Source organism: Paraburkholderia sp. BR10937, from assembly GCF_040965695.1.
GTDB lineage: Bacteria > Pseudomonadota > Gammaproteobacteria > Burkholderiales > Burkholderiaceae > Paraburkholderia.
The window spans coordinates 13,127-32,056 of sequence record NZ_JBFRCL010000002.1; the positions used below are offsets into that span (position 1 = coordinate 13,127).

The window sequence follows — 18,930 nt, forward strand, 5'->3', positions numbered from 1 at the left end:
TTCAGGTATGGTAGTGCGCCCAAGCCCGTTGCATTGCTGCGGGCATCAATCCGGGCGCCTCGCCGTCACCAATCCTGAGCCCCTCACTCCACACTCTCCCCCCGCCCCTTATGCTGCGCCGCGAGCCTTTCCTGATGCGTCGGCGGCACTGGATCGTAGTGGCTCAACTGAATGCTGTAATTGCCATGCCCGCCCGCGAGTGAATTCAGCCGCGACTGATAATCGTTGAGCTCGGCAAGCGGCACCTTCCCCGCAATGACCATCGCCTGTCCGCCCATCGTGCGCGTGCCATGCACCTGCCCACGTCGAGAAGAAAGATCGCCGATGATGTCGCCCATCGCGGCCTCGGGCGTCATGACTTCGATGTCGACAATCGGTTCGAGCACGATAGGCTGCGCTTTCAGCACCGCATCGATAAACGCCTTGCGCCCCGCGGTAACGAACGCCACTTCCTTCGAATCCACCGGATGGTGCTTGCCGTCGTACACGATCACACGCACGTCCTGCATGGGAAAGCCCGCGAGCGGTCCGCTGTCGATCACCTGCAAGATGCCCTTTTCCACGGCCGGCATGAACTGCGAAGGAATCGCGCCGCCTTTCACGGCATCCACGAACTCGAAGCCCGCGCCGCGCGGCAGGGGCTCCACGCGCAGCATGACTTCGCCGAACTGGCCCGCGCCGCCCGTCTGCTTCTTGTGGCGGCAATGGCCCTCGGCTTTGCCGCCAATCGTCTCGCGCCACGCAATCGTCGGCGGGCGCGTCACGACTTCGAGTTTGTACTGGTCGGTGAGCCGCTCCAGCATGTAGCGCAAGTGCAGTTCGCCCAGCCCGCGCACCACGGTTTCATTGGTCCCTTCGGGGTGATCGATCTGCAGGCAGGGATCTTCCGCCGCGAGCTTTTGCAGCACTTCCCACACGCGCTGCTCGTTGCCGGGCCGCGCCGGCTCGATAGCGAGACCGTAAATCGGATTGGGAAACGCAGGCGGCGTGAGGTGGATGTTGCCGTCCTCGGGCGCGTCGTGCAGCACGGCGTCGAAGCCGATGTCGTCGGCCTTCGCCACCGCGCAGATATTGCCAGGACCCGCGCGCTGCACCTCCGTATGCTCCTTGCCCTGCAGCATCAGCAGATGCGCCACCTTGAACGGCTGTCGCGCGTTGCCGATATAAAGCTGGCTGTCGCGCGTCACCGTACCCTGATGAATGCGAAACACGGCCACCTTGCCGATATACGGGTCCATCACGATCTTGAACACATGCGCGAGCACGTGCTTGTCGGCATCCGGCTCGGCGCGCACGGGCTCCTTGCCTTCCTTGCCCTCCACTTCGCGGTAGAACAGCGGCGGATTGCCTTCGGTGACATTGGGCAAGAGCCGCACGAACACGTCGAGCAGTTGCGCGATGCCCGCACCGGTCGCCGTGGAGGTGAAGCAGACCGGCACAAGATGGCCTTCGCGCAGCGCGCGTTCGAACGGCTCGTGCAGTTGCTCGGGGCTGATGGCTTCGCCTTGTTCGAGGTACAACTCCATCAACTCGGGATCGAGTTCGATCACCTGGTCGACGAGCGCATTGTGCGCTGCTTCCACTGAATAAAAATCGGCCTCGCCGGCCGGGTTGAAAAAGCAGTCCACCACTTCGCTGCCGCCCTGCGCAGGCAGATTGATCGGCAGGCAGGTCTTGCCGAAGGTCTCCTGGATCTGCTCGAGAAGCCCCGGCAAATCGACCTTTTCGGCGTCGATGCCGTTCACGATGATCATCCGGCACAGCTTGCGTTGCTGCGCGTACGCCATCATGCGGGTCGTCGTCATTTCGATGCCGGTGCGTGCATTGATGACGATGGCCGCTGTTTCCACCGCGGGCAGCGCGCTCATCGACATGCCGGCGAAGTCCGGGTAGCCGGGTGTGTCGAGCAGGTAGATGCGCGTGTCCTGGTGGTCTAGGTGGGCGATGGCGGAGTTGAGGGAGTGGTGGTACTTGCGTTCGAGGGGATCGAAATCGCAGAGGGCGGTGCCGCGATTCACGCTGCCTGGCGCGTGCAGCGCGCCGCCCTGGTGCAGGAGCGCTTCGGCAAGCGAGGTCTTGCCGCAGCCGGCATGGCCGACCAGAGCGATCGTGCGGATGGCTTCGGGACTGTAATCCATGGCCGCCGTCGTCCGTTAGTGGATGTTCGGCAATTATTGGCGATATTTCCGTGCTCTGCCAATCCCAAGCTCAAAAGAAGCGTGCACGGGCGCGCGCAGTGCGTTGCCCCATTATTTTCGCTGCGCTGCAATATTCAGTTGAACTGCCGAAGGCGCAAGCGGCTCGCAACCGAGGGGCCGGATCACTTGCCCAATCGCTCGATCAGCGCGTTGAGCAGTTCGATCGGCAGCGGGAAGACGATGGTGGAGTTCTTGTCGGCGGCGATGGTGGTGAGCGTCTGCAGATAGCGCAGTTGCATCGCCTGCGGCTGCTTCGCGAGGCATTGCGCGGCTTGCAGCAATTTTTCGGACGCCTGCAGTTCGCCTTCCGCATGAATCACCTTGGCGCGGCGCTCGCGTTCGGCTTCGGCCTGGCGGGCAATCGCGCGGATCATCGTCTCATTGAGGTCCACGTGCTTGATCTCGACGTTCGATACCTTGATGCCCCATGCGTCCGTTTGCGCGTCGAGCACTTTCTGGATGTCGGCGTTCAGTTGCTCGCGCTCGGCGAGCAGGGCGTCGAGTTCGTGTTTGCCGAGCACGGCGCGCAGCGTGGTCTGCGCGAGCTGGCTCGTCGCCTCGATGTAGCGCGCCACCTGAATCACGGCCTTTTCCGGGTCCACCACGCGGAAATAGACCACGGCGTTCACCTTCACCGAAACGTTGTCGCGCGTGATGACGTCCTGCGAAGGCACGTCGAACACGACAGTGCGCAGGTCGATGCGCACCGCCACCTGCACCACGGGAATGATGAGCACGAGGCCCGGCCCCTTGACCTTCCAGAAGCGCCCGAGCATGAACACGACACCGCGTTCGTACTCCTTGAAGATGCGGATGGACGACAAGGCGATCAGCACCAGCAGCGCGATCAGAAGACCTGTGAAGCCGAACGTGAAGCCGATCATGAATGTTCTCCCTTGTCGTTTGCCTTCTCGTGTGCCGCGCCGTGCAGCGGGGTGACGGTGAGCGTGAGGCCGCTGCGGGAACTCACGCGCACGCGGCTGCCGGCGGCGAGCGGCGTGGCGCACGCCACGCGCCAGCGCTCGCCGTGCACGCGCGCCCAGCCCGTGGCCAAGGCTGCGTGGCCAGGCCGCGGGTCGGGGTGCAGGCCCTCGTCGATCACTTCGCCCGTGGCGCCGACCATCGCCTCCGCGCCGGTCACCACGGGCCGGCGCCGCGCGCGCAGCGCCACGCTGGAGACGGTGGCGACGAACGCCGCGCCGCCTAGCGCGAGGCCCGCGATGAGCGGGATGGGGATGCCGTAGCCAGGCGCGCTGGTGTCCATCAACATGAGCGCGCCGATGGCGAACGCCACGATGCCGCCGAAGCCCAGCACGCCAAAGGTCGGCAGAAACGCCTCCGCGATGAGGCATGCGAGCCCGAGCAGCACGAGCCCGAGGCCCGCGTAGTTCACGGGCAGCAGCTGCATGGCGAAAAGGCCCACCAGCAGGCAGGTCGCGCCCGCCACGCCGGGGAGTACGAAGCCTGGGTTGGCGAACTCGAAGAAGAGCCCGTAAATGCCGATGGTCAGCAGAATCAGCGCGACGTTCGGGTCGGCGACGATCGAGAGGAAGCGGTTGCGCCAGTCGGGCGCGACGACTTCGAGCGGTGCGTGCGCGCTGGCGACGCGCAGTGTGCCCGCCGTCGTCGTGACGGTGCGGCCGTCGAGCTGGCGCGCGAGATCGGCGGGGTCCTGCGCGATCAGATCGATCACGTGCTGGTCGCGCGCTTCTTCGTCCGAGAGGCTCACGGCCTCGCGCACCGCACGCTCGCCCCACGCCGCGTTGCGCCCGCGCAGCTGCGCGAGGCCGCGAATGTAGGCGGCGGAGTCGTGCATGACCTTGCGGGCCTCCGTCGATTCGTTGTCGTCGGCGTGCGGGGCCGAGGCGCCGGAGGCGGTCTCGGGAGCGCCTGGCGGGCCGCCTGGAAAACCACCGCCACCGCCACCGCCACCGCCGCCGCCACCGCCGCCGCCGCCGCCCACGCCGAGCTGCACTGGCGATGCCGCGCCGAGGTTCGTCCCCGGGGCCATGGCCGCGAAGTGGCTTGCGTAGACGATATAGGTGCCCGCGCTCGCGGCGCGCGCGCCGCCGGGAGCGACGAAGGTCGCGACCGGCACCGGCGAGGCGAGGATCGCCTTGATGATCTGGCGCATCGACGTGTCGAGGCCGCCTGGCGTATCCAGTTCGAGGATCGCAAGCGGCGCGCGCTCGCGCGCGGCACGCTCCAGCGAGCGGACGATGAAATCGGCGCTGGCGGGCCCGATCGCGCCGTTCACCGTCATGACGACGACGGGCGGCCTCGGCGCCGCGAGCGTAGCCGGCACGGCCAGCGCGGCCGCCAGGGCGGCCCACGCGACGAGCAAGGCGACGAACACAACGGCGCGGGCAAGCCGCGCCGTAAGCGGGTGGTGCGGGTGAGCGTGCGGCGCGTCGTGCACCGCGGCATGCGAGGGGCGATGATCGCGCATCGGAAGTCCGGAAGGTGGCGCACGTTCCGGCTCACAGATGGGGCAAGAGCCGATACCTCAAGATTAGGCGCTTTCCGCCCAAAGCGCGAACCGGCCCGAATGGCGCGAAAACGCGCCGAACGTTGCGCCGCGCACTTAATCCGCGGCGCCGAAGGCAATGGAGGAATCGGGATTTCGCGCGCCGGGCTGCGGGGCGAACATCTTGCGGCCGGCAAGTCGTTGCTATTGCAACTAAACGGCAAGAGGACTACGGAATCGCACGGACCCATACGGCAACGAGCCCTATGGTCGCGCTTCGCTGCATCGATGCGGCGAGCTTCGAGGACGTACAGGGCGTAGCCGCGCACCGCTCGAACGCGGTCGCGCATTTGATGCTCACGCGCTACCAGGATTCGGTGCGGTGGCCATGGTGAAAGCCACGCGCTCACCCCCGGCGGGGTCTGGACGACCGGCCGGTCACGCGGGAACTGCGTGGCTTTGCGCAAGCCTATGACCGCGCACGCGAACTTCTGGCTGCGCCGGGATCACGGCCCGATGCGGCGCGCGGACGCCTCCGAAATCGAGGCACGGCTGGGCGCCGCATAAAAACCGACCGCTCGATGCGGCCGCGTATTACTTCTCGTCCCGCGTTTGTACGGGCAGGGACGCTTGCTGCAGTCAGGCGCGGTTTAGTACCAGCGGCGCTGAGCTTCTGCGAGCAGTTCGCAGTATTCGAGGTGACGGTTCAGCGCTTCGGCGCCGAGACGACGCAGTGCAGCCAGAACTTGAGTCAGCTTTTCGACGATTGCACCCATGATTTCCTCTTTTCTAGGGTTAATGCCTAAGGGATAACCCTTATTATAGGGATTTCAGGGCGGAATGCAAGGCGCGCGGGGGCTAAGTGTGCAGTGCAGCAACACTTTTGATTCGCCCCTTATTGGTGTGCTAGCGGGCCCCGCCCACCCGGCCGGGCGCCTTCTTGTATCGCACTGTGTCTGGCCGTCCGCCCGACAAGCGCGCTTGCAAAAACGGGCTCGCGCGCAAACAAGCCAGATACATCGCGGCGTTCAAATGTCTCCTACGCAAGGTTGATACACAACAGTGCGCAACCACTCACCCAACGTCAGGAGAAACACCATGAAGCTCGCACACTCGCTCGCCGCCGCCGCTCTTGCTGCCCTCGTTGCCGTTCCCGCGCTCTCGTTCGCACAGTCGAGCCAACCGGTGACCCGCGCCGAAGTGAAGGCCGAACTCGTGCAACTCCAGAAGGCCGGCTACAACCCCGCCAGCGACAACACGCAATACCCCGCGAACCTGCAAGCCGCGCTCTCGCGCGTGAGCGCCGAAAGCGGCGCAGCGGCGTCGTCGTTCGGTGGCGTAGCCGATGGCGCATCCGCAGCAGGCAGCCGCACGCACGCCCGCGCCGCATCGAACGCGGCCGGTGCCGATGAGGCCGGTCAGGATGTCGTCGGCCTCGGCCCGATCTACGCGCACTCGTAATGCGCGCGGCACCACGCCGCGAAGTTTGCCGCGCACCGGCAGGCTTCGCGGCGTTGCCGCGTCCAGGCCCAGCCCAAGCCCACTCGTTCCCGATCCCCCGCCGACCTGCTGTTACCATGTGCTTGCGTGGCTACGCGGCACACGCGAACGCTTTCACGTTCGAGTTCAAGGCGCATCCATGCGCATCACGGCGCCCTTCGCGCCCACACCCCGAAGCTCGCACGAGGTCAACATGCCGGGAACCCAGATCCCCCCTTCCGCTCGGCCGCGCATGATCCTGTTCAGCGCGCGCCAGTACGACGTCGATACGTTCACCGAGGCGAACACCGCTTTCCAGTACGAACTGCACTACCAGGAATCGCATCTCGATGCCGATACCGCCGTGATCGCCGACGGCTACGACGTGGTGTGCCCGTTCGTCAACGATACGGTCGACGCCGCCACGCTCGAGCGCCTCCACAAGGGCGGCACGCGACTCGTGGCGCTGCGCTCGGCAGGCTTCAATCACGTGGATCTTGCGGCGGCACAGCGTCTTGGCATTACGGTCGCGAGAGTGCCTGCGTATTCGCCGCATGCAGTGGCCGAACATGCTGTCGGGCTGATCCTCGCGCTCAACCGCAAGCTGCCGCGCGCCGTGTCGCGCACGCGCGAAGGCGACTTCTCGCTCGCCGGGCTGCTCGGTTTCGACCTGCATGGGAAGACGGCCGGCGTGATCGGCACGGGCATCATCGGCCGGTGCTTTGCGCGCATCATGGCGGGCTTCGGCATGCAGGTGCTCGCCCATGATCCGGGCCCGCCGGCCGCCGACTTGCTGGCGCTCGGCGCGCGCTACGTGCCCCTCGATACGCTGCTTGCGCAGTCCGACGTGGTGAGCCTGCATTGCCCGCTCGTGCCCGCAACCCGTCATCTGATCGACCATCACGCACTCGCGAAGATGAAGCGCGGCGCCATGCTCATCAATACCGGCCGCGGCGGCCTCGTGGAAAGCACCGCGCTCGTCGATGCGCTCAAGAGTGGCCAGCTGGGGCATCTCGGCCTCGACGTGTACGAGGAAGAAGGCGGCCTGTTCTTCGAGGACCACTCGGATGCGCCGCTGCAGGACGACGTGCTCGCGCGTCTCCTGATGTTTCCGAACGTGATCGTCACATCGCACCAGGCGTTCTTCACGCGCGAGGCGATGAACGAAATCGCGCAAACGACGCTGCGCAACGTGGAGGCCTGGCGAAACGGCTCGCCGGCCAATCTCGTTGAAGCGCCGCACGGCTGAAGCGTAACGAGCACGGCAACACGCAAAAGCCAGGCGGGGCGTGCGCAAGCCGCCCCGCTTTGCTTTCTACTGCTACGCGATCACGCCTCGACCACGCTGAGCGTGACGTCGATGTTGCCGCGCGTCGCCTTCGAGTACGGGCAGATCTGGTGTGCCGTTTCGACGATGCGCTGCGCCGTCTCGCGATCGACGCCCGGCAGGGTCACGTTCAGGCGGCCGCGCAGCTTGAAGGCGTCGTCGGCGTTGATGAGGTCGATCTCGGCGTCGACTGCCACGTCGCGCGGCAGCGTCGTGCCGAGCTTCGTGGCGGCGCGGCCCATCGCGCCGATGAAGCACGCCGACCAGCCCGCCGCGAACATCTGCTCCGGGTTCGTGCCCGGCGCGCTCGATCCGGGCGGCGAGAGCTTCACGTCCAGACGCCCGTCTTCGCTGCGTGCCGCGCCGTCGCGGCCGCCGGTGGTGTGGGTCTTGCCGGTGTACAGCACTTTTTCTGCCTGAGTCATGGTGTTTATCTCCTGGGGTTAGCGTCGTTGGGACAATGAATTAGCTGCCGCGGTACAGCTGCTGGATCGCGGCGAGCTGGCCGTCGTGCTGCGCCTGAACCAGTTCCTGGCGAACCTGTGCACGCGTGATCTTTGCGTTGGCCGCATTGCTGGCGGGCATCCATGCCTGGACTTGCTGAGCCGCGGGTTGCGCAGCGCCCGACTGGGCAGGCATGGCGGCGAAGACCGGAGCGGCGGTGAGGACTGCGGCGCTGGCGGCAAAGGCGAGGGCGAGCTTCGATACGTTCATGACTTTCTCCTGGGAAGGGTTTGGAAATCCGTCCGGTCATCAGCAAGTTCCGGCGTTGATGCATTACAACCACCGGACGTATCTGCCGTGTTTCATGAACGCCGTGTTTTGCATGGGTATGTGTCTGTCGTCGGCGCTTATACATTGCGATACAAACTCGCCGCTCTTTCAATCCCGCTCGCGCCGCAGCGATCCTGGCACGTCGACGCTTTTTTGATTCGTTTTGTGTACGCGCTCGCAACAGACACATTGGGATACATGGCGCTTTTCCTGCCCGGTTATAAATTCACCGGGGCATTTGCCTGCCGCCGCGAGCGCGATCGACCGATTCGAACGATCTGCTGCCGCCGGCTCATCAACGAGGCCAAGCCGTTCGGGCGCGGCCTGCATGCACAACAAGGAGAAGTGGTCATGTCAGATCCCGTCAACGTCCGGCGCCGTCGCCTTCTCGGCACGTCGCTCGCCGGCCTCACGCTCGCGGACTTCGCATTCGGCGGTCTCGCGCACGCACAGTCGGCGGGCGGCGCCGAAGGCAACACGCGCACGGGCAACGGCGTATCGTTCGGCCCGCTCAAGCAGATCAACGCGGGCCTGCTCAATGTGGGCTACGCCGAAGCGGGTCCGAAGAACGGTCCGGTGGTGATCCTGCTGCACGGTTGGCCGTACGACATCCATAGCTATGTCGAGGTCGCGCCGATGCTGGCCGCGTCGGGCTATCGCGTGCTCGTGCCGTATCTGCGCGGCTACGGCAGCACGCGCATTGTCTCGGACGATACGCCGCGCAACGGCCAGCAGGCCGTCACCGCCGTCGATCTGATCGCGTTCATGGACGCCCTGAAGATCGATCAGGCCGTGCTGGGCGGCTACGACTGGGGCGCGCGCACGGCGAACATCGTCGCGGCGCTGTGGCCGGAGCGCGTGAAGGGGATGGTCTCCGTGAGCGGCTATCTGATCGGCAGCCAGGAGGCGAACCGCAAGCCGCTGCCGCCGCAAGCCGAGCTGCAGTGGTGGTACCAGTTCTACTTCTCGACCGAGCGCGGCGCGCAGGGCTATGCCGCGAATCGCGACGCGTTCAACAAGCTGATCTGGCAACTCGCCTCGCCGAAGTGGAACTTCGACGACGCGACTTACGAGCGCAGCGCAGCGTCCTTCCAGAATCCGGACCACGCGGCTATCGTGATCTCCAACTACCGCTGGCGCCTCGGGCTCGTGCAGGGCGAAGCGAAGTACGACAGCCTCGAGCAGCGGCTCGCCGCCGCGCCGGCCATCTCCGTGCCGACCATCACGCTCGAAGGCGACGCCAACGGCGCGCCGCACCCCGCGCCGGCCGCTTACGCGAAGAAGTTCACGGGCAAGTATCTGCACCGCAATCTCGACGGCGGCATTGGCCACAATCTCCCGCAGGAAGCGCCCAAGGAGTTCGCGCAGGCCATCCTGCAAGTCACGCATCTGTGACGGGGGCCGCGATGCAAGCACGTTTTCTCAAGCATCGCGCGCCCGTCGCGCTCGCACTGCTCGCGGGTCTCGCGCAGGGTCCCGCTGCGTGGGCCCAGCAAGGAACGCAAGCGCCGGGGCAGGCCGCCTCGCCGATCTACGGCGTGACGATTCCGCCCGGCTACCGCAAGTGGGAAATGATCGCGCCGGCCGAGGAGGCCGCGCCGCTCGACGAACTGCGCGTGGTGCTCGGCAATCCGGTTGCGATCAAGGCCATCGAGAATGCGACGCTGCCGTATCCCGACGGCACGATCCTCGTGAAGCTTGCGTACAAGCGCAAGCAGTCCGACGATTTCGGGCCGGCCACGGTGCCGGGCCAGCCCACGACGGTGCAGGTCATGGTGAAGGACTCGCGCCGCTATGCGTCGACGGGCGGCTGGGGGTACGGGCGCTTCATCAACGGCGTGCCGGCCAACGAGGCGCAGCACCAAACCTGTTTTGCGTGCCACGCTTCGAAGGTGAAGGATCGCGACTACGTGTTTACGCATTTCGCGCCTTGACGGGATGCAGTGGCTCCCGATTCAGGATCGATGACATAATCCGGCAGCCGTCTTCACACTGATCGGGAGAGCCCCATGCAGCGGACGTACCGTGGAAGTTGCCATTGCCAGTCGGTGAAGTTCGAAGCTCTGATCGATTTCAGCAAGGGCACGGGAAAATGCAACTGCAGCTTCTGCGGCCGCCTGCGCCTCTGGCTCGTTCAGGTTCGCCCAGAGGCCTTTGTTCTGCACTCGGGCGAAAGCGATCTCACGCACTACGAAGGGAGCAACCCGGTCGCCCATCATCCGTTCTGCAAACACTGCGGCGTGCACGTGTTCGACCGCATCGATATGCCGAACGGAACGGGCTACCCGTACATCAACGTGAATATCATGTGCATCGACGACTTCGACCTGAACGAAGCCCTCGATGCACCGATCTCGTATGCCAACGGTCTCGCGAATGACTGGGGCAATCCGCCTCGCGAAACGCGGCACCTTTGAGCGCCTCAGGGCGCTCGTCCCGCATGTTGAGCAACGCCGGCCTCGCGGGCGTCCAGCTGATGCCGCTCAGAAGTGAACTGAACGAATTCGGCACGAAACCGTGAAGGGTCATCGAGCGTTCCGGCGTAGAGCGTCACGATATCCGGCGCATGTTGCGGTGTGCCAAAGAGCAGGCTGCCGCAATGCGCACAGGAATTTCGTGTAGTTGGCATGCCGCTGCCGCCGGTCATTGTGTACGAGCGGATTGCGCCTTCGAACGAGAATTCGGCCGCGCTCACGACCACTACCGGCAAACCGGCCGATCCGGATGCACGCTGGCAATCGCGGCAGTGACAAACGAGCTGCGCGAGCGCTACGCCGCGCGCGTTGTATTGCACCGCGCCGCACAGGCAGCGGCCTTTCCAGTCCGTCGACATCGGTCTTCTCCCTTTATGCGGGTACGTGCGCATGTTACGCGTATAGTCGGTTGCTTCGCTCGCGATCTCGAAGGGAAAACATGGCGCAGAATATTTACGACGATCCGGATTTCCTCGCAGGCTACAGCCAGCTCCCGCGCCAGCTGCTGGGGCTCGAAGGCGCGCCCGAATGGCCGGCAGTTCGCGCGCTGCTGCCGGATCTGCGCGGCAAACGCGTGGTCGATCTGGGATGCGGCTTCGGCTGGGCATCACGCTGGATGCGCGAGCAGGGCGCGGCCTCGGTGCTCGGCATCGACATTTCGCAGCGCATGATTGCGCGCGCGAGGGCAGATACGGCGGACCCCGCCATCGAGTACCGGATCGGCGATCTCGACACGCTGAGCCTGCCCGGCGAGGCGTTCGACCTCGTGTACAGCGCGCTGGCCTTTCATTACGTCGCCGATTTCGGCCGCCTCGTGCGCACCCTTCGCGGCGCGCTCGCAAGCGCCGGCCAACTGGTCTTCACGATCGAGCATCCGGTGTACATGGCGGCGGCGAACCCGCACTGGATCAGCGGCGAGGCGGGCGACCAGCGGGGCCGCAAGACCTGGCCCGTCAACGGCTACGCCATGGAGGGCGAGCGCCGCACCGACTGGTTCGTCAAGGGCGTGCTGAAATACCACCGCACGCTGGGCACCACGCTGAACACGCTGATCGACGCGGGGTTCCATATTCAGCGCGTGAATGAATTCGCGCCGACGCCCGAGCAGATTCAGCAAACGCCTGCATTGGCGGAGGAACTCGAACGCCCGATGCTGCTGATGGTATCGGCGAATACGTAGCGTAGCGCCTTGTGATCGCCGCCGCCCCGCAAGCCGGAGCGGCGGCGCCAGCCGATCATCCCTGCTTGCCCTGAATGCCCAGCAGATCGCGAACTTTCTGCTCGGTCTGCGCGTAGTCGCCCTCGCCGAAGTGGGTATAAACGAGCTTGCCGTTCTGGTCGATGAGATAGACCGCCGGCCAGTACTGGTTGCCATAGGCGTTCCACGTCGCGTAACCGTTGTCCTGCGCGACCGGATACGTAATGCCGTATTGCTTGATGGCCTTCTGCAGGTTGCCGGTGTCGCGCTCGAACGAATACTCGGGCGTATGCACGCCGACCACCACGAGACCCTTGTCGCGATAGCGCGCATCCAGCTCCTTGATGTGCGGGATAGTGTGCACGCAGTTGATGCAGTCGAAGGTCCAGAAGTCGACGAGCACGACCTTGCCTTGCAGCTGCGTGAGGTCGAGCGGCGGGCTGTTGAGCCAGTTGTTGATGCCGGTGAAGTTGGGCGCCTGCGCGCCGGTCTGCAGCGCGGCCGAGCCGCCCGACGGCGCTTCGCCCGAAGCGTACGCGGCGAGCCCGGCGGTGGCGGCGAGGCCGATGGCGACAGCGGCTATCTTGAGACGAGAGATCATGAGAGTTCTCCTTGTGTGGACGACGAGCGTATTGGAACGCTCCCACGTATCTGGCTCATGTCCCGCTTGCGGCACTGTTGAAACGTAGTGTGTCGCCGCCGGGGTGCGATACGTAGCGATACAAATCGTCCACTGCGCGTGCACGGCCTCGCGCGCGCCGCTGCACATCGTGCGCGTGTTTGTATCCCTATGTATCCCGCCGCTTTCGCGATACATGACGATGCACGACGCCCGCGTTCCAGACATTCCCCGGATACACGCCCGCGCTGAAATACGGCACATGGCAAGTCCGCCGACATTCGTCTGGAGACCGAACTCATGTTACTCATCGTCATCGCATTCGTGGGCGGTGCGTTCACCGTCCTGAGCCCCTGCATCCTGCCGGTCGTGCCGTTCGTGTTCGCACGTTCCGAAGAGCCCTTCCTGACTGGCCGGCTGCCCATGCTGCTCGGCCTCGCGCTCACGTTCGCACTGCTCACGGGGCTCGGCGCCGCCGGCCTGAACGGCGCGGCGCAGCTGAGCGAGTACGGCCGCTGGGTCGCGCTCGGGCTCTTCGCGCTGTTCGGCGCGGCACTGCTCTTTCCCGCGCTCGCCACACGCCTGTCCGGCCCGCTCACGGCGCTCGCCGACCGCTTCATGGCGCGCTCGCAGGACGACGGGGCGTCGCGCCGCATCGGCTCCGCCGTGCTGCTCGGCGCCGCCACGGGCCTGCTGTGGGCGCCGTGCGCCGGGCCGATCCTCGGTCTCATCATCACCGGCGCGGCCCGCCACGGTGTGACCTGGCTGACCTGGGCCGCGCTCGCGGCCTACGCGGTGGGTGCCGCCAGTTCGCTCGCGGTGGTGGCGGGCCTTGGCCATCGCGCGATGGCCGCGCTCAAGCGCTCGCTCGGCGTGGGCGAGCATGTGCGGCGCGCGATGGGTGCGCTCGTGCTCCTCACGGTCGGCGCGATCGCGCTGGGTGTGGATACGCGCCTGCTGGCGCTGGTGCCGGGCGCGCCGACCAATGGCGTGGAGGCGCGCCTCGTCGACTTGCTCGCGAGCCCCGCTGCTGCACGGCAAACGCCGAGCGTGGAGCCAGCGCAGCATGAGGAGCGCGAAGCCCTGGCACGCCCAGCGGACCAGGACGAACAAGCGGCCCACATCGTGCGCGTGTCGCTGCCGGCTGCGGCGCCCGCCGTCGACCTTCCCGTGGAGGGCCGCCTGCCGGCGCTCGACGGCGCGAACGCGTGGCTCAACTCCGCGCCGCTCACGCCCGACGCGTTGCGCGGCAAGGTCGTGCTGGTCAACTTCTGGACCTATTCGTGCATCAACTGCCTGCGAACCCTGCCGTATCTGAAGACGTGGGCCGACCGCTACCGTAACGACGGCCTCGTCGTGATCGGCGTGCACACGCCGGAGTTCGGTTTCGAGCATGACACGGGCAACGTCAAGCGCGCGCTGGCCAACCTGGACATCCGCTATCCCGTCGCCGTGGACAGCGACTACCGCATCTGGAACGCCTTCGGCAACCAGTACTGGCCGGCGTTCTATCTCGTCGATGCGCAGGGCCGCGTGCGCTATCACCACTTCGGCGAAGGCGATTACGCGCAGGCCGAGCAGGCGATCCAGCAACTGCTGGCCGATAACGGCCGCGCCACGCCCGCGGCCGCGCCGACAGCACCGCAGGCGAGCGGCGCGCTGGCCCCCGCGGATCAACGCGACATCGGCTCGGGCGAAACGTATGTGGGGTATCGCGAGGCGCAGGGCAATGCGAACCCGGAGCGCGTGCAGGCCGATACGGCCGCCGCGTACACGTTGCCGGGGCAGCTCGGCCTGAACCAGTGGGCGTTCGGCGGCCAGTGGAACGTGGGCGCCGAGTCCGCCGTGGCGGGCGCGCCGCAGGCGAGCATCGCCTATCGCTTCCATGCGCGCGACCTGCATCTGGTGCTCGCGCCCACTGCCGACGGCAAGCCCGTGCGCTTTCGCATCAGCATCGACGGCGCGCCGCCGGGCGCCGCGCATGGCGCCGACGTCGCAGCGGACGGCAGCGGCGTCGCCACCAGCGCGCGCCTGTATCAGCTCGTGCGGCAGTCCGGCCGCATCGGGGACCACACCTTCGAGATCCGCTTTCTCGATCCGGGCGCACACGTCTACAGCTTCACGTTCGGCTGAGACGCGCCACGCCATGCCACGCCGCCGTGCCCTCGCGGGCCCGGCGGCGTTTTGCGTTGCGGCCCGTGCCGCGCATCGTGGCGGGCTTTTTGTAGCGCAATGTATCTGCGCGCAATGCGGACACGTTGACATGCAAACCGCGCCCCAAATGGAAACACGGCAGATACATCGGGACGTTCAAATACACCTACGCCAGCTCGATACACCCCTCGCGCTGAACCGAACCCGCTTTGAACCCGATCGCTGTCTACCTCATTGATCTTTGGAGAACGTCATGAAAGCCCTCAAGCTCCTCGCCCTTGCTGCTCTCGCCGCCGCCCCGGTTCTCTCGTTCGCCCAGTCGAACGAGCCCGTCACCCGTGCGCAGGTGCGCGCCGAACTCGTGCAGCTGCAGAATGCCGGCTACAACCCGGCCGCCGACGAAACCCAATACCCGAGCAACATCCAGGCAGCGCTGACGCGCGTGGAAGCCACCCAGGTCGCGCAGCAAGGCGCTTCGTCGTCGTATGGCGGTGTGGCGGACGGCTCGTCCGATGCGTCCGCTGCGCACGTGGCACATCACGCCGCGAAGGCGGCGCGCGCTGCGCAGGACGATATCCCCGGTCTCGGCCCGATCTACGCGCATTCGTAATCCGCCTTTCCCGACCCACCGAACGACCCGATAAGAGAAGAGAGATAAACGATGGCTTCGATCAAGCAGATTTTCACGTCCGTGGCGCTCCTCGGCGGCCTCTTCGCGCTCCAAGCGGCGCATGCCGCGCCGCCGCAGGACCTGAAAGGCACCAACGTCGTGCTGGTGCACGGCGCGTTCGCCGACGGCTCCAGCTGGAACCGCGTGATTCCGCTACTCGAAGCGCGCGGTCTGCACGTCGTGGCTGTGCAGAACCCGCTCAGCTCGCTCGCCGACGACGCTGCCGCAACGAAGCGCGTGATCGAGCAGCAGAAGGGCCCGGTCGTGCTGGTCGGCCACTCGTGGGCAGGCGTCGTGATCAGCGAAGCCGGCAACGACGAGAAGGTGAAGTCGCTCGTGTACGTGGCGGCCTTCGCGCCCGACAACGGCCAGTCGATCGCCGATATCACCCAGGGCCAGCCGGACGCGCCCTGGGCGCGCGAACTGCGCAAGGACTCGGCGGGCTACCTGACGCTTTCGGACAAGGCGATCCGCGAGGACTTCGCGCCCGACCTGCCGCCCGTGCAGCAACGCATCGTGGCGGCCACCCAGGGCCCGTGGTTCAGCGGCGCGCTCTCGCAGAAGGTCACGCAGGCCGCCTGGCACGACAAGCCTTCGTATTTCGTCGTGACGGCGCGCGACCGCATGATCGACCCCGCGCTGCAGGAATCGATGGCGAAGCATATCGGCGCGAAGGTAACGCGCGTGAACGGCAGCCACGTCTCGATGCTGAGCCAGCCGAAGGCCGTGGCCGACGCGATCATCGACGCGGCGGAACACGCGCAGCAGGACGCAAGGTAACCGGCCCGCGCCGACGTGCGGTGGAAGCGCTTCCACCCGCGCCGCCGCTCGCTTGCCGCCGACATCGCAGCCGAGGAGCACCTGAATGGGACGCTGGGTACAGGGACTGATAATCTGCACACTTCCGCCATCGTCCGGAAGGCCCGCCGTGCGCCCATTCAGTGCCCTCATCATGCTCGTCGGCGTCCTGCTCGCATCGGCAGGCTACGGCGCGACGTTCCTGTTCTCCATGCACGTGCACGCCATCGGCGGGAACGACATCAACACGGGCGTGGCGCTTGCGGGCGCGGCGCTCGGCACCTTCGTGGGCGTCTCGCTCACGGGCTGGGTCGCCCAGCATGTGGGCGCGGCGCGCATGGCCGCCCTCGCGGCGCTCTGCGTGGGCGCGGGCGTGGTGAGCTTCGCGCTGGTCGAGCACGTGAGCAGCTTCGACGTCGTGCCCGGCTTTCTCGTGGGCTTCGGTTGGGGCGCGTTCTGCCTCGCCGCGCCCATGGCGCTCGCCGAGCGCACCAACGACGCCGAGCGCGGCCTCTGGTTCCTGCGCTTCGCCACGATGCAGATGACGGGCATCGGCGGCAGTCCGGCGCTGGCGGGCTTTGCGATCCGCTTCTGGCGCATGCCGCTTGGCGGCGTGCTCTACACGATCGGCGGCCTGTGCGTGCTGGCGGCCGCCCTGCTCGAACTGTTCGGCCGGCTCGCGCCGCATGTGCGCGCCGCTTCCGCTGCCACGACGCAGGAGCCGGCCTCGCCGGACCCGTGGCTGCTGAAGATGGGCGCGATCGCCCGCACGCGCGCGGTGTATCCCATCGTCATCATCGCGCTGGGCGGCTGCGTGTTCTCGGGCCTCATGACGTTCCAGATGTCGCTCGTGCAAGGCACCGAGGCGAAAGCGACGACCTTCTTCAGCGTCTACACGGTGACGGTCATCGCCACGCGCTGGCTGCTCTCGCGCGTGGTCATCAAGATGCGCTCCGAAACCGCGACGAAAGTGCTGCTCACCATGATGGTGATGGGCAGCGCGGCGATGTTCGTCGTGCCGTTTCACGTGCTGTTTCAATCGGCGGCCGCGGTGCTGCTGGGCACCGGGTACGGGCTCGCTTACCCGATAGTCCAGCTCCAGGCCGTCAACGACTCCGTTGCCGCGCACCGCCGCGCCGCGCTCACGTGGTTCGTCGCGGCGTACTTCGTCGGCGCGTTCGGGTTTCCGACCGTCGGCGGCTGGGTGCTGGTGCACGGCGGCCGCGCGGCGCTGCTCGCGCTCATTGCTGCATGCGGACTCGCGGCGCTCGCGCTGGCGGTTCTGCGCGACCGGCAGCGTGTCGAGACGTTATCGGCCAGCGCCTGACAAGCCTGGCCACTCCCAATTTGCTAACGAACCGGAGGGATCGTGACTGAACTATGGCGTTTAACTGCAACTGAGCTCGCCAGGCGGGTTCGAGCGCGCGAGGTGTCGGCGCGCGAGGCCGCGAAGGCCGCGCTCGCGCGGCTCGAAGCCGTCAATCCGCTCATCAACGCGGTGATCGACTACCGGCCCGAATGGGTCTTCGACCAGGCCGACAGGATCGACGCGGCGATAGCGCGCGGCGAAGACCCGGGGCCGCTCGCGGGCGTGCCCGTGACCACGAAGATCAACATCGACCAGGCGGGCTTCGCGACGACCAACGGCACGCGGCTGCAAAAGGATCTGATCGCGCAGGTCAACAGCCCCGCCATCGAAAACCTCGTGCGCGCGGGCGCGGTGCTGCTCGGCCGCACCAATTCGCCGACCTTCGCGCTGCGCTGGTTCACGAGCAACCAGGTCCACGGGCATACGAAGAACCCGCGCAACGCGTCGCTCACGCCGGGCGGTTCGAGTGGCGGCGCGGCGGCGGCGGTCACGGCCGGCATCGGGCATATCGCGCTCGGCACCGACATTGGCGGCTCGGTGCGCTACCCGGCCTACGCGTGCGGCGTGCATGGCCTGCGGCCCAGCATCGGGCGGGTGCCGGCGTTCAACGCGTCGTCGCCCGAGCGGCCGATCGGCGCGCAGATGATGTCGGGCGCGGGCCCGATGGCGCGCACGGTCGAGGACCTGCGCGTGGCGCTCGCGGCGCTTGCCGCGCCCGACCTGCGCGACCCCTGGTGGGCGCCGGCGCCGCTCATCGGGCCCGACGTGCCGCGGCGCGCGGCGCTTTGCCTGCGCCCGGGCGGCATGAGCATCACGAAAGAGGTGGAGGACGCCGTGCTCGACGCCGGCCGCCGGCTCGCCGACGCGGGCTGGACGGTCGAGCAGATCGACGACGTGCCGCTCCTGCGCGACGCCGGGGAAGTTCAGGAACGCCTGTGGCTCGGCGACGGCTTCCCGGCCCTCGCCGACGCCGTGGCCCGTGACGGCGACCCGGGCGCGCAGGCGGTGGTGGACGGCGTGCGCGCCAAGGTCGCGGCGATGCCCGAGAACGTGGTGGTCCCGTCGCTGGTGCGCCGCACGACGCTCACGCGCGCGTGGCGCTTGTTCCTTACGGAGTATCCCGTGCTGCTGCTGCCGGTTTCGGGCGAACTGCCGTTCCCCGACAACCTCGACATGCAGGGCGCAGCGGGATTCCAGCGCGTGTGGGATGCCCAGCTGACCATGCGCGCATTGCCCGCGATGGGCTTGCCGGGACTCGTCGTCTCGACGGGCATGGTGAAGGACGTGCCAGTTGGCGTGCAGATCGTCGCCGGGCACTTCCGCGAAGACCTGTGTCTGCTGGCGGGCCAGGCCATCGAGGAACGCGGCGCGCCGCCTTCGCCCATCGACCCGGCCATGTAAGT

At 66.8% G+C, this 18,930-nt stretch carries 20 protein-coding genes; 12 read left to right on the forward strand and 8 right to left on the reverse strand.

What is annotated here, in order from left to right:
• Positions 1 to 83: 83 nt before the first annotated feature.
• The 3 genes from fusA to AB4Y44_RS02030 all read right to left on the reverse strand — a co-directional run bounded on the left by fusA (position 84) and on the right by AB4Y44_RS02030 (position 4,647).
• On the reverse strand, positions 84 to 2,138 hold the full coding sequence (fusA, locus tag AB4Y44_RS02020) for an elongation factor G (RefSeq protein WP_368698567.1): 2,055 nt from the start codon (positions 2,136 to 2,138) through the stop codon (positions 84 to 86).
• 182 nt (positions 2,139 to 2,320) lie between these two features.
• A complete protein-coding gene (locus AB4Y44_RS02025; RefSeq protein WP_342919597.1) occupies positions 2,321 to 3,082 on the reverse strand; it encodes a slipin family protein in 762 nt (253 codons plus the stop codon).
• Positions 3,079 to 4,647 carry a nodulation protein NfeD gene (locus AB4Y44_RS02030; protein ID WP_368698568.1) on the reverse strand — a complete coding sequence of 523 codons (1,569 nt, stop codon included), beginning with the start codon at positions 4,645 to 4,647 and terminating at the stop codon, positions 3,079 to 3,081. The genes AB4Y44_RS02025 and AB4Y44_RS02030 overlap by 4 nt, the downstream gene beginning before the upstream one ends.
• Before the next feature lie 284 nt (positions 4,648 to 4,931).
• Between AB4Y44_RS02030 and AB4Y44_RS02035 the strand changes: the two genes are divergently transcribed.
• The gene (locus tag AB4Y44_RS02035; protein WP_368698569.1) at positions 4,932 to 5,060 is read left to right on the forward strand and encodes a hypothetical protein; all 129 of its coding nucleotides are present in this window, start codon (positions 4,932 to 4,934) and stop codon (positions 5,058 to 5,060) included.
• A 255-nt stretch (positions 5,061 to 5,315) separates the two neighbouring features.
• On the opposite strand, the gene AB4Y44_RS02040 is transcribed toward AB4Y44_RS02035, so the two are convergent.
• A complete protein-coding gene (locus tag AB4Y44_RS02040) occupies positions 5,316 to 5,441 on the reverse strand; it encodes a hypothetical protein (protein ID WP_256094506.1) in 126 nt (41 codons plus the stop codon).
• 322 nt (positions 5,442 to 5,763) lie between these two features.
• On the opposite strand from AB4Y44_RS02040, the gene AB4Y44_RS02045 reads away from it, so the two are divergent.
• Together AB4Y44_RS02045 and AB4Y44_RS02050 are read left to right on the forward strand one after the other, a co-directional pair.
• Entirely contained in the window at positions 5,764 to 6,126 is a 363-nt protein-coding gene (locus tag AB4Y44_RS02045; protein ID WP_368687203.1) for a DUF4148 domain-containing protein, read from the forward strand.
• A 232-nt stretch (positions 6,127 to 6,358) separates the two neighbouring features.
• Positions 6,359 to 7,393, forward strand: a complete 1,035-nt coding sequence (locus tag AB4Y44_RS02050) for a 2-hydroxyacid dehydrogenase (RefSeq protein ID WP_368698570.1) — start codon at positions 6,359 to 6,361, stop codon at positions 7,391 to 7,393.
• Positions 7,394 to 7,473: 80 nt separating this feature from the next.
• Here AB4Y44_RS02050 and AB4Y44_RS02055 read toward each other — a convergent pair whose 3' ends face one another.
• Positions 7,474 to 7,896 (reverse strand): organic hydroperoxide resistance protein, encoded by a 423-nt coding sequence (locus AB4Y44_RS02055; protein WP_133181099.1) that lies wholly within the window; start codon positions 7,894 to 7,896, stop codon positions 7,474 to 7,476.
• Positions 7,897 to 7,936: 40 nt separating this feature from the next.
• Positions 7,937 to 8,185, reverse strand: coding sequence for a DUF4148 domain-containing protein (locus tag AB4Y44_RS02060; protein WP_368698571.1), 249 nt, complete (start codon positions 8,183 to 8,185; stop codon positions 7,937 to 7,939).
• A 411-nt stretch (positions 8,186 to 8,596) separates the two neighbouring features.
• Between AB4Y44_RS02060 and AB4Y44_RS02065 the strand changes: the two genes are divergently transcribed.
• The 3 genes from AB4Y44_RS02065 (at position 8,597) to AB4Y44_RS02075 (ending at position 10,662) form a co-directional block, all read left to right on the forward strand.
• A complete protein-coding gene (locus AB4Y44_RS02065) occupies positions 8,597 to 9,640 on the forward strand; it encodes an alpha/beta hydrolase (RefSeq protein ID WP_342923613.1) in 1,044 nt (347 codons plus the stop codon).
• Positions 9,641 to 9,651: 11 nt separating this feature from the next.
• Positions 9,652 to 10,179: a cytochrome P460 family protein gene (locus tag AB4Y44_RS02070; RefSeq protein WP_368698572.1), complete on the forward strand. Its 528-nt coding sequence runs from the start codon at positions 9,652 to 9,654 to the stop codon at positions 10,177 to 10,179.
• Between the two features lie 75 nt (positions 10,180 to 10,254).
• Complete coding sequence (locus AB4Y44_RS02075; protein WP_342923611.1) at positions 10,255 to 10,662, forward strand: GFA family protein; 408 nt, start codon at positions 10,255 to 10,257, stop codon at positions 10,660 to 10,662.
• 5 nt (positions 10,663 to 10,667) lie between these two features.
• Here AB4Y44_RS02075 and AB4Y44_RS02080 read toward each other — a convergent pair whose 3' ends face one another.
• On the reverse strand, positions 10,668 to 11,078 hold the full coding sequence (locus AB4Y44_RS02080; RefSeq protein WP_342923610.1) for a GFA family protein: 411 nt from the start codon (positions 11,076 to 11,078) through the stop codon (positions 10,668 to 10,670).
• Between the two features lie 80 nt (positions 11,079 to 11,158).
• Here AB4Y44_RS02080 and AB4Y44_RS02085 point away from each other — a divergent pair, with 80 nt between their 5' ends.
• Positions 11,159 to 11,899, forward strand: coding sequence for a class I SAM-dependent methyltransferase (locus tag AB4Y44_RS02085; RefSeq protein WP_342923609.1), 741 nt, complete (start codon positions 11,159 to 11,161; stop codon positions 11,897 to 11,899).
• A gap of 55 nt (positions 11,900 to 11,954) precedes the next feature.
• Here the strand turns inward: AB4Y44_RS02085 and AB4Y44_RS02090 are convergent, their stop codons facing one another.
• A complete protein-coding gene (locus AB4Y44_RS02090) occupies positions 11,955 to 12,518 on the reverse strand; it encodes a thioredoxin family protein (RefSeq protein ID WP_342923608.1) in 564 nt (187 codons plus the stop codon).
• 318 nt (positions 12,519 to 12,836) lie between these two features.
• Between AB4Y44_RS02090 and AB4Y44_RS02095 the strand changes: the two genes are divergently transcribed.
• The 5 genes from AB4Y44_RS02095 to AB4Y44_RS02115 all read left to right on the forward strand — a co-directional run bounded on the left by AB4Y44_RS02095 (position 12,837) and on the right by AB4Y44_RS02115 (position 18,928).
• Entirely contained in the window at positions 12,837 to 14,669 is a 1,833-nt protein-coding gene (locus AB4Y44_RS02095; protein WP_368698573.1) for a cytochrome c biogenesis protein DipZ, read from the forward strand.
• A 274-nt stretch (positions 14,670 to 14,943) separates the two neighbouring features.
• On the forward strand, positions 14,944 to 15,300 hold the full coding sequence (locus AB4Y44_RS02100) for a DUF4148 domain-containing protein (protein WP_368698574.1): 357 nt from the start codon (positions 14,944 to 14,946) through the stop codon (positions 15,298 to 15,300).
• Between the two features lie 51 nt (positions 15,301 to 15,351).
• Positions 15,352 to 16,140: an alpha/beta fold hydrolase gene (locus tag AB4Y44_RS02105; protein WP_368698575.1), complete on the forward strand. Its 789-nt coding sequence runs from the start codon at positions 15,352 to 15,354 to the stop codon at positions 16,138 to 16,140.
• Positions 16,141 to 16,288: 148 nt separating this feature from the next.
• Complete coding sequence (locus tag AB4Y44_RS02110; protein WP_342923604.1) at positions 16,289 to 17,485, forward strand: MFS transporter; 1,197 nt, start codon at positions 16,289 to 16,291, stop codon at positions 17,483 to 17,485.
• Between the two features lie 42 nt (positions 17,486 to 17,527).
• Positions 17,528 to 18,928, forward strand: coding sequence for an amidase family protein (locus AB4Y44_RS02115; RefSeq protein WP_342923603.1), 1,401 nt, complete (start codon positions 17,528 to 17,530; stop codon positions 18,926 to 18,928).
• Positions 18,929 to 18,930: the final 2 nt, after the last annotated feature.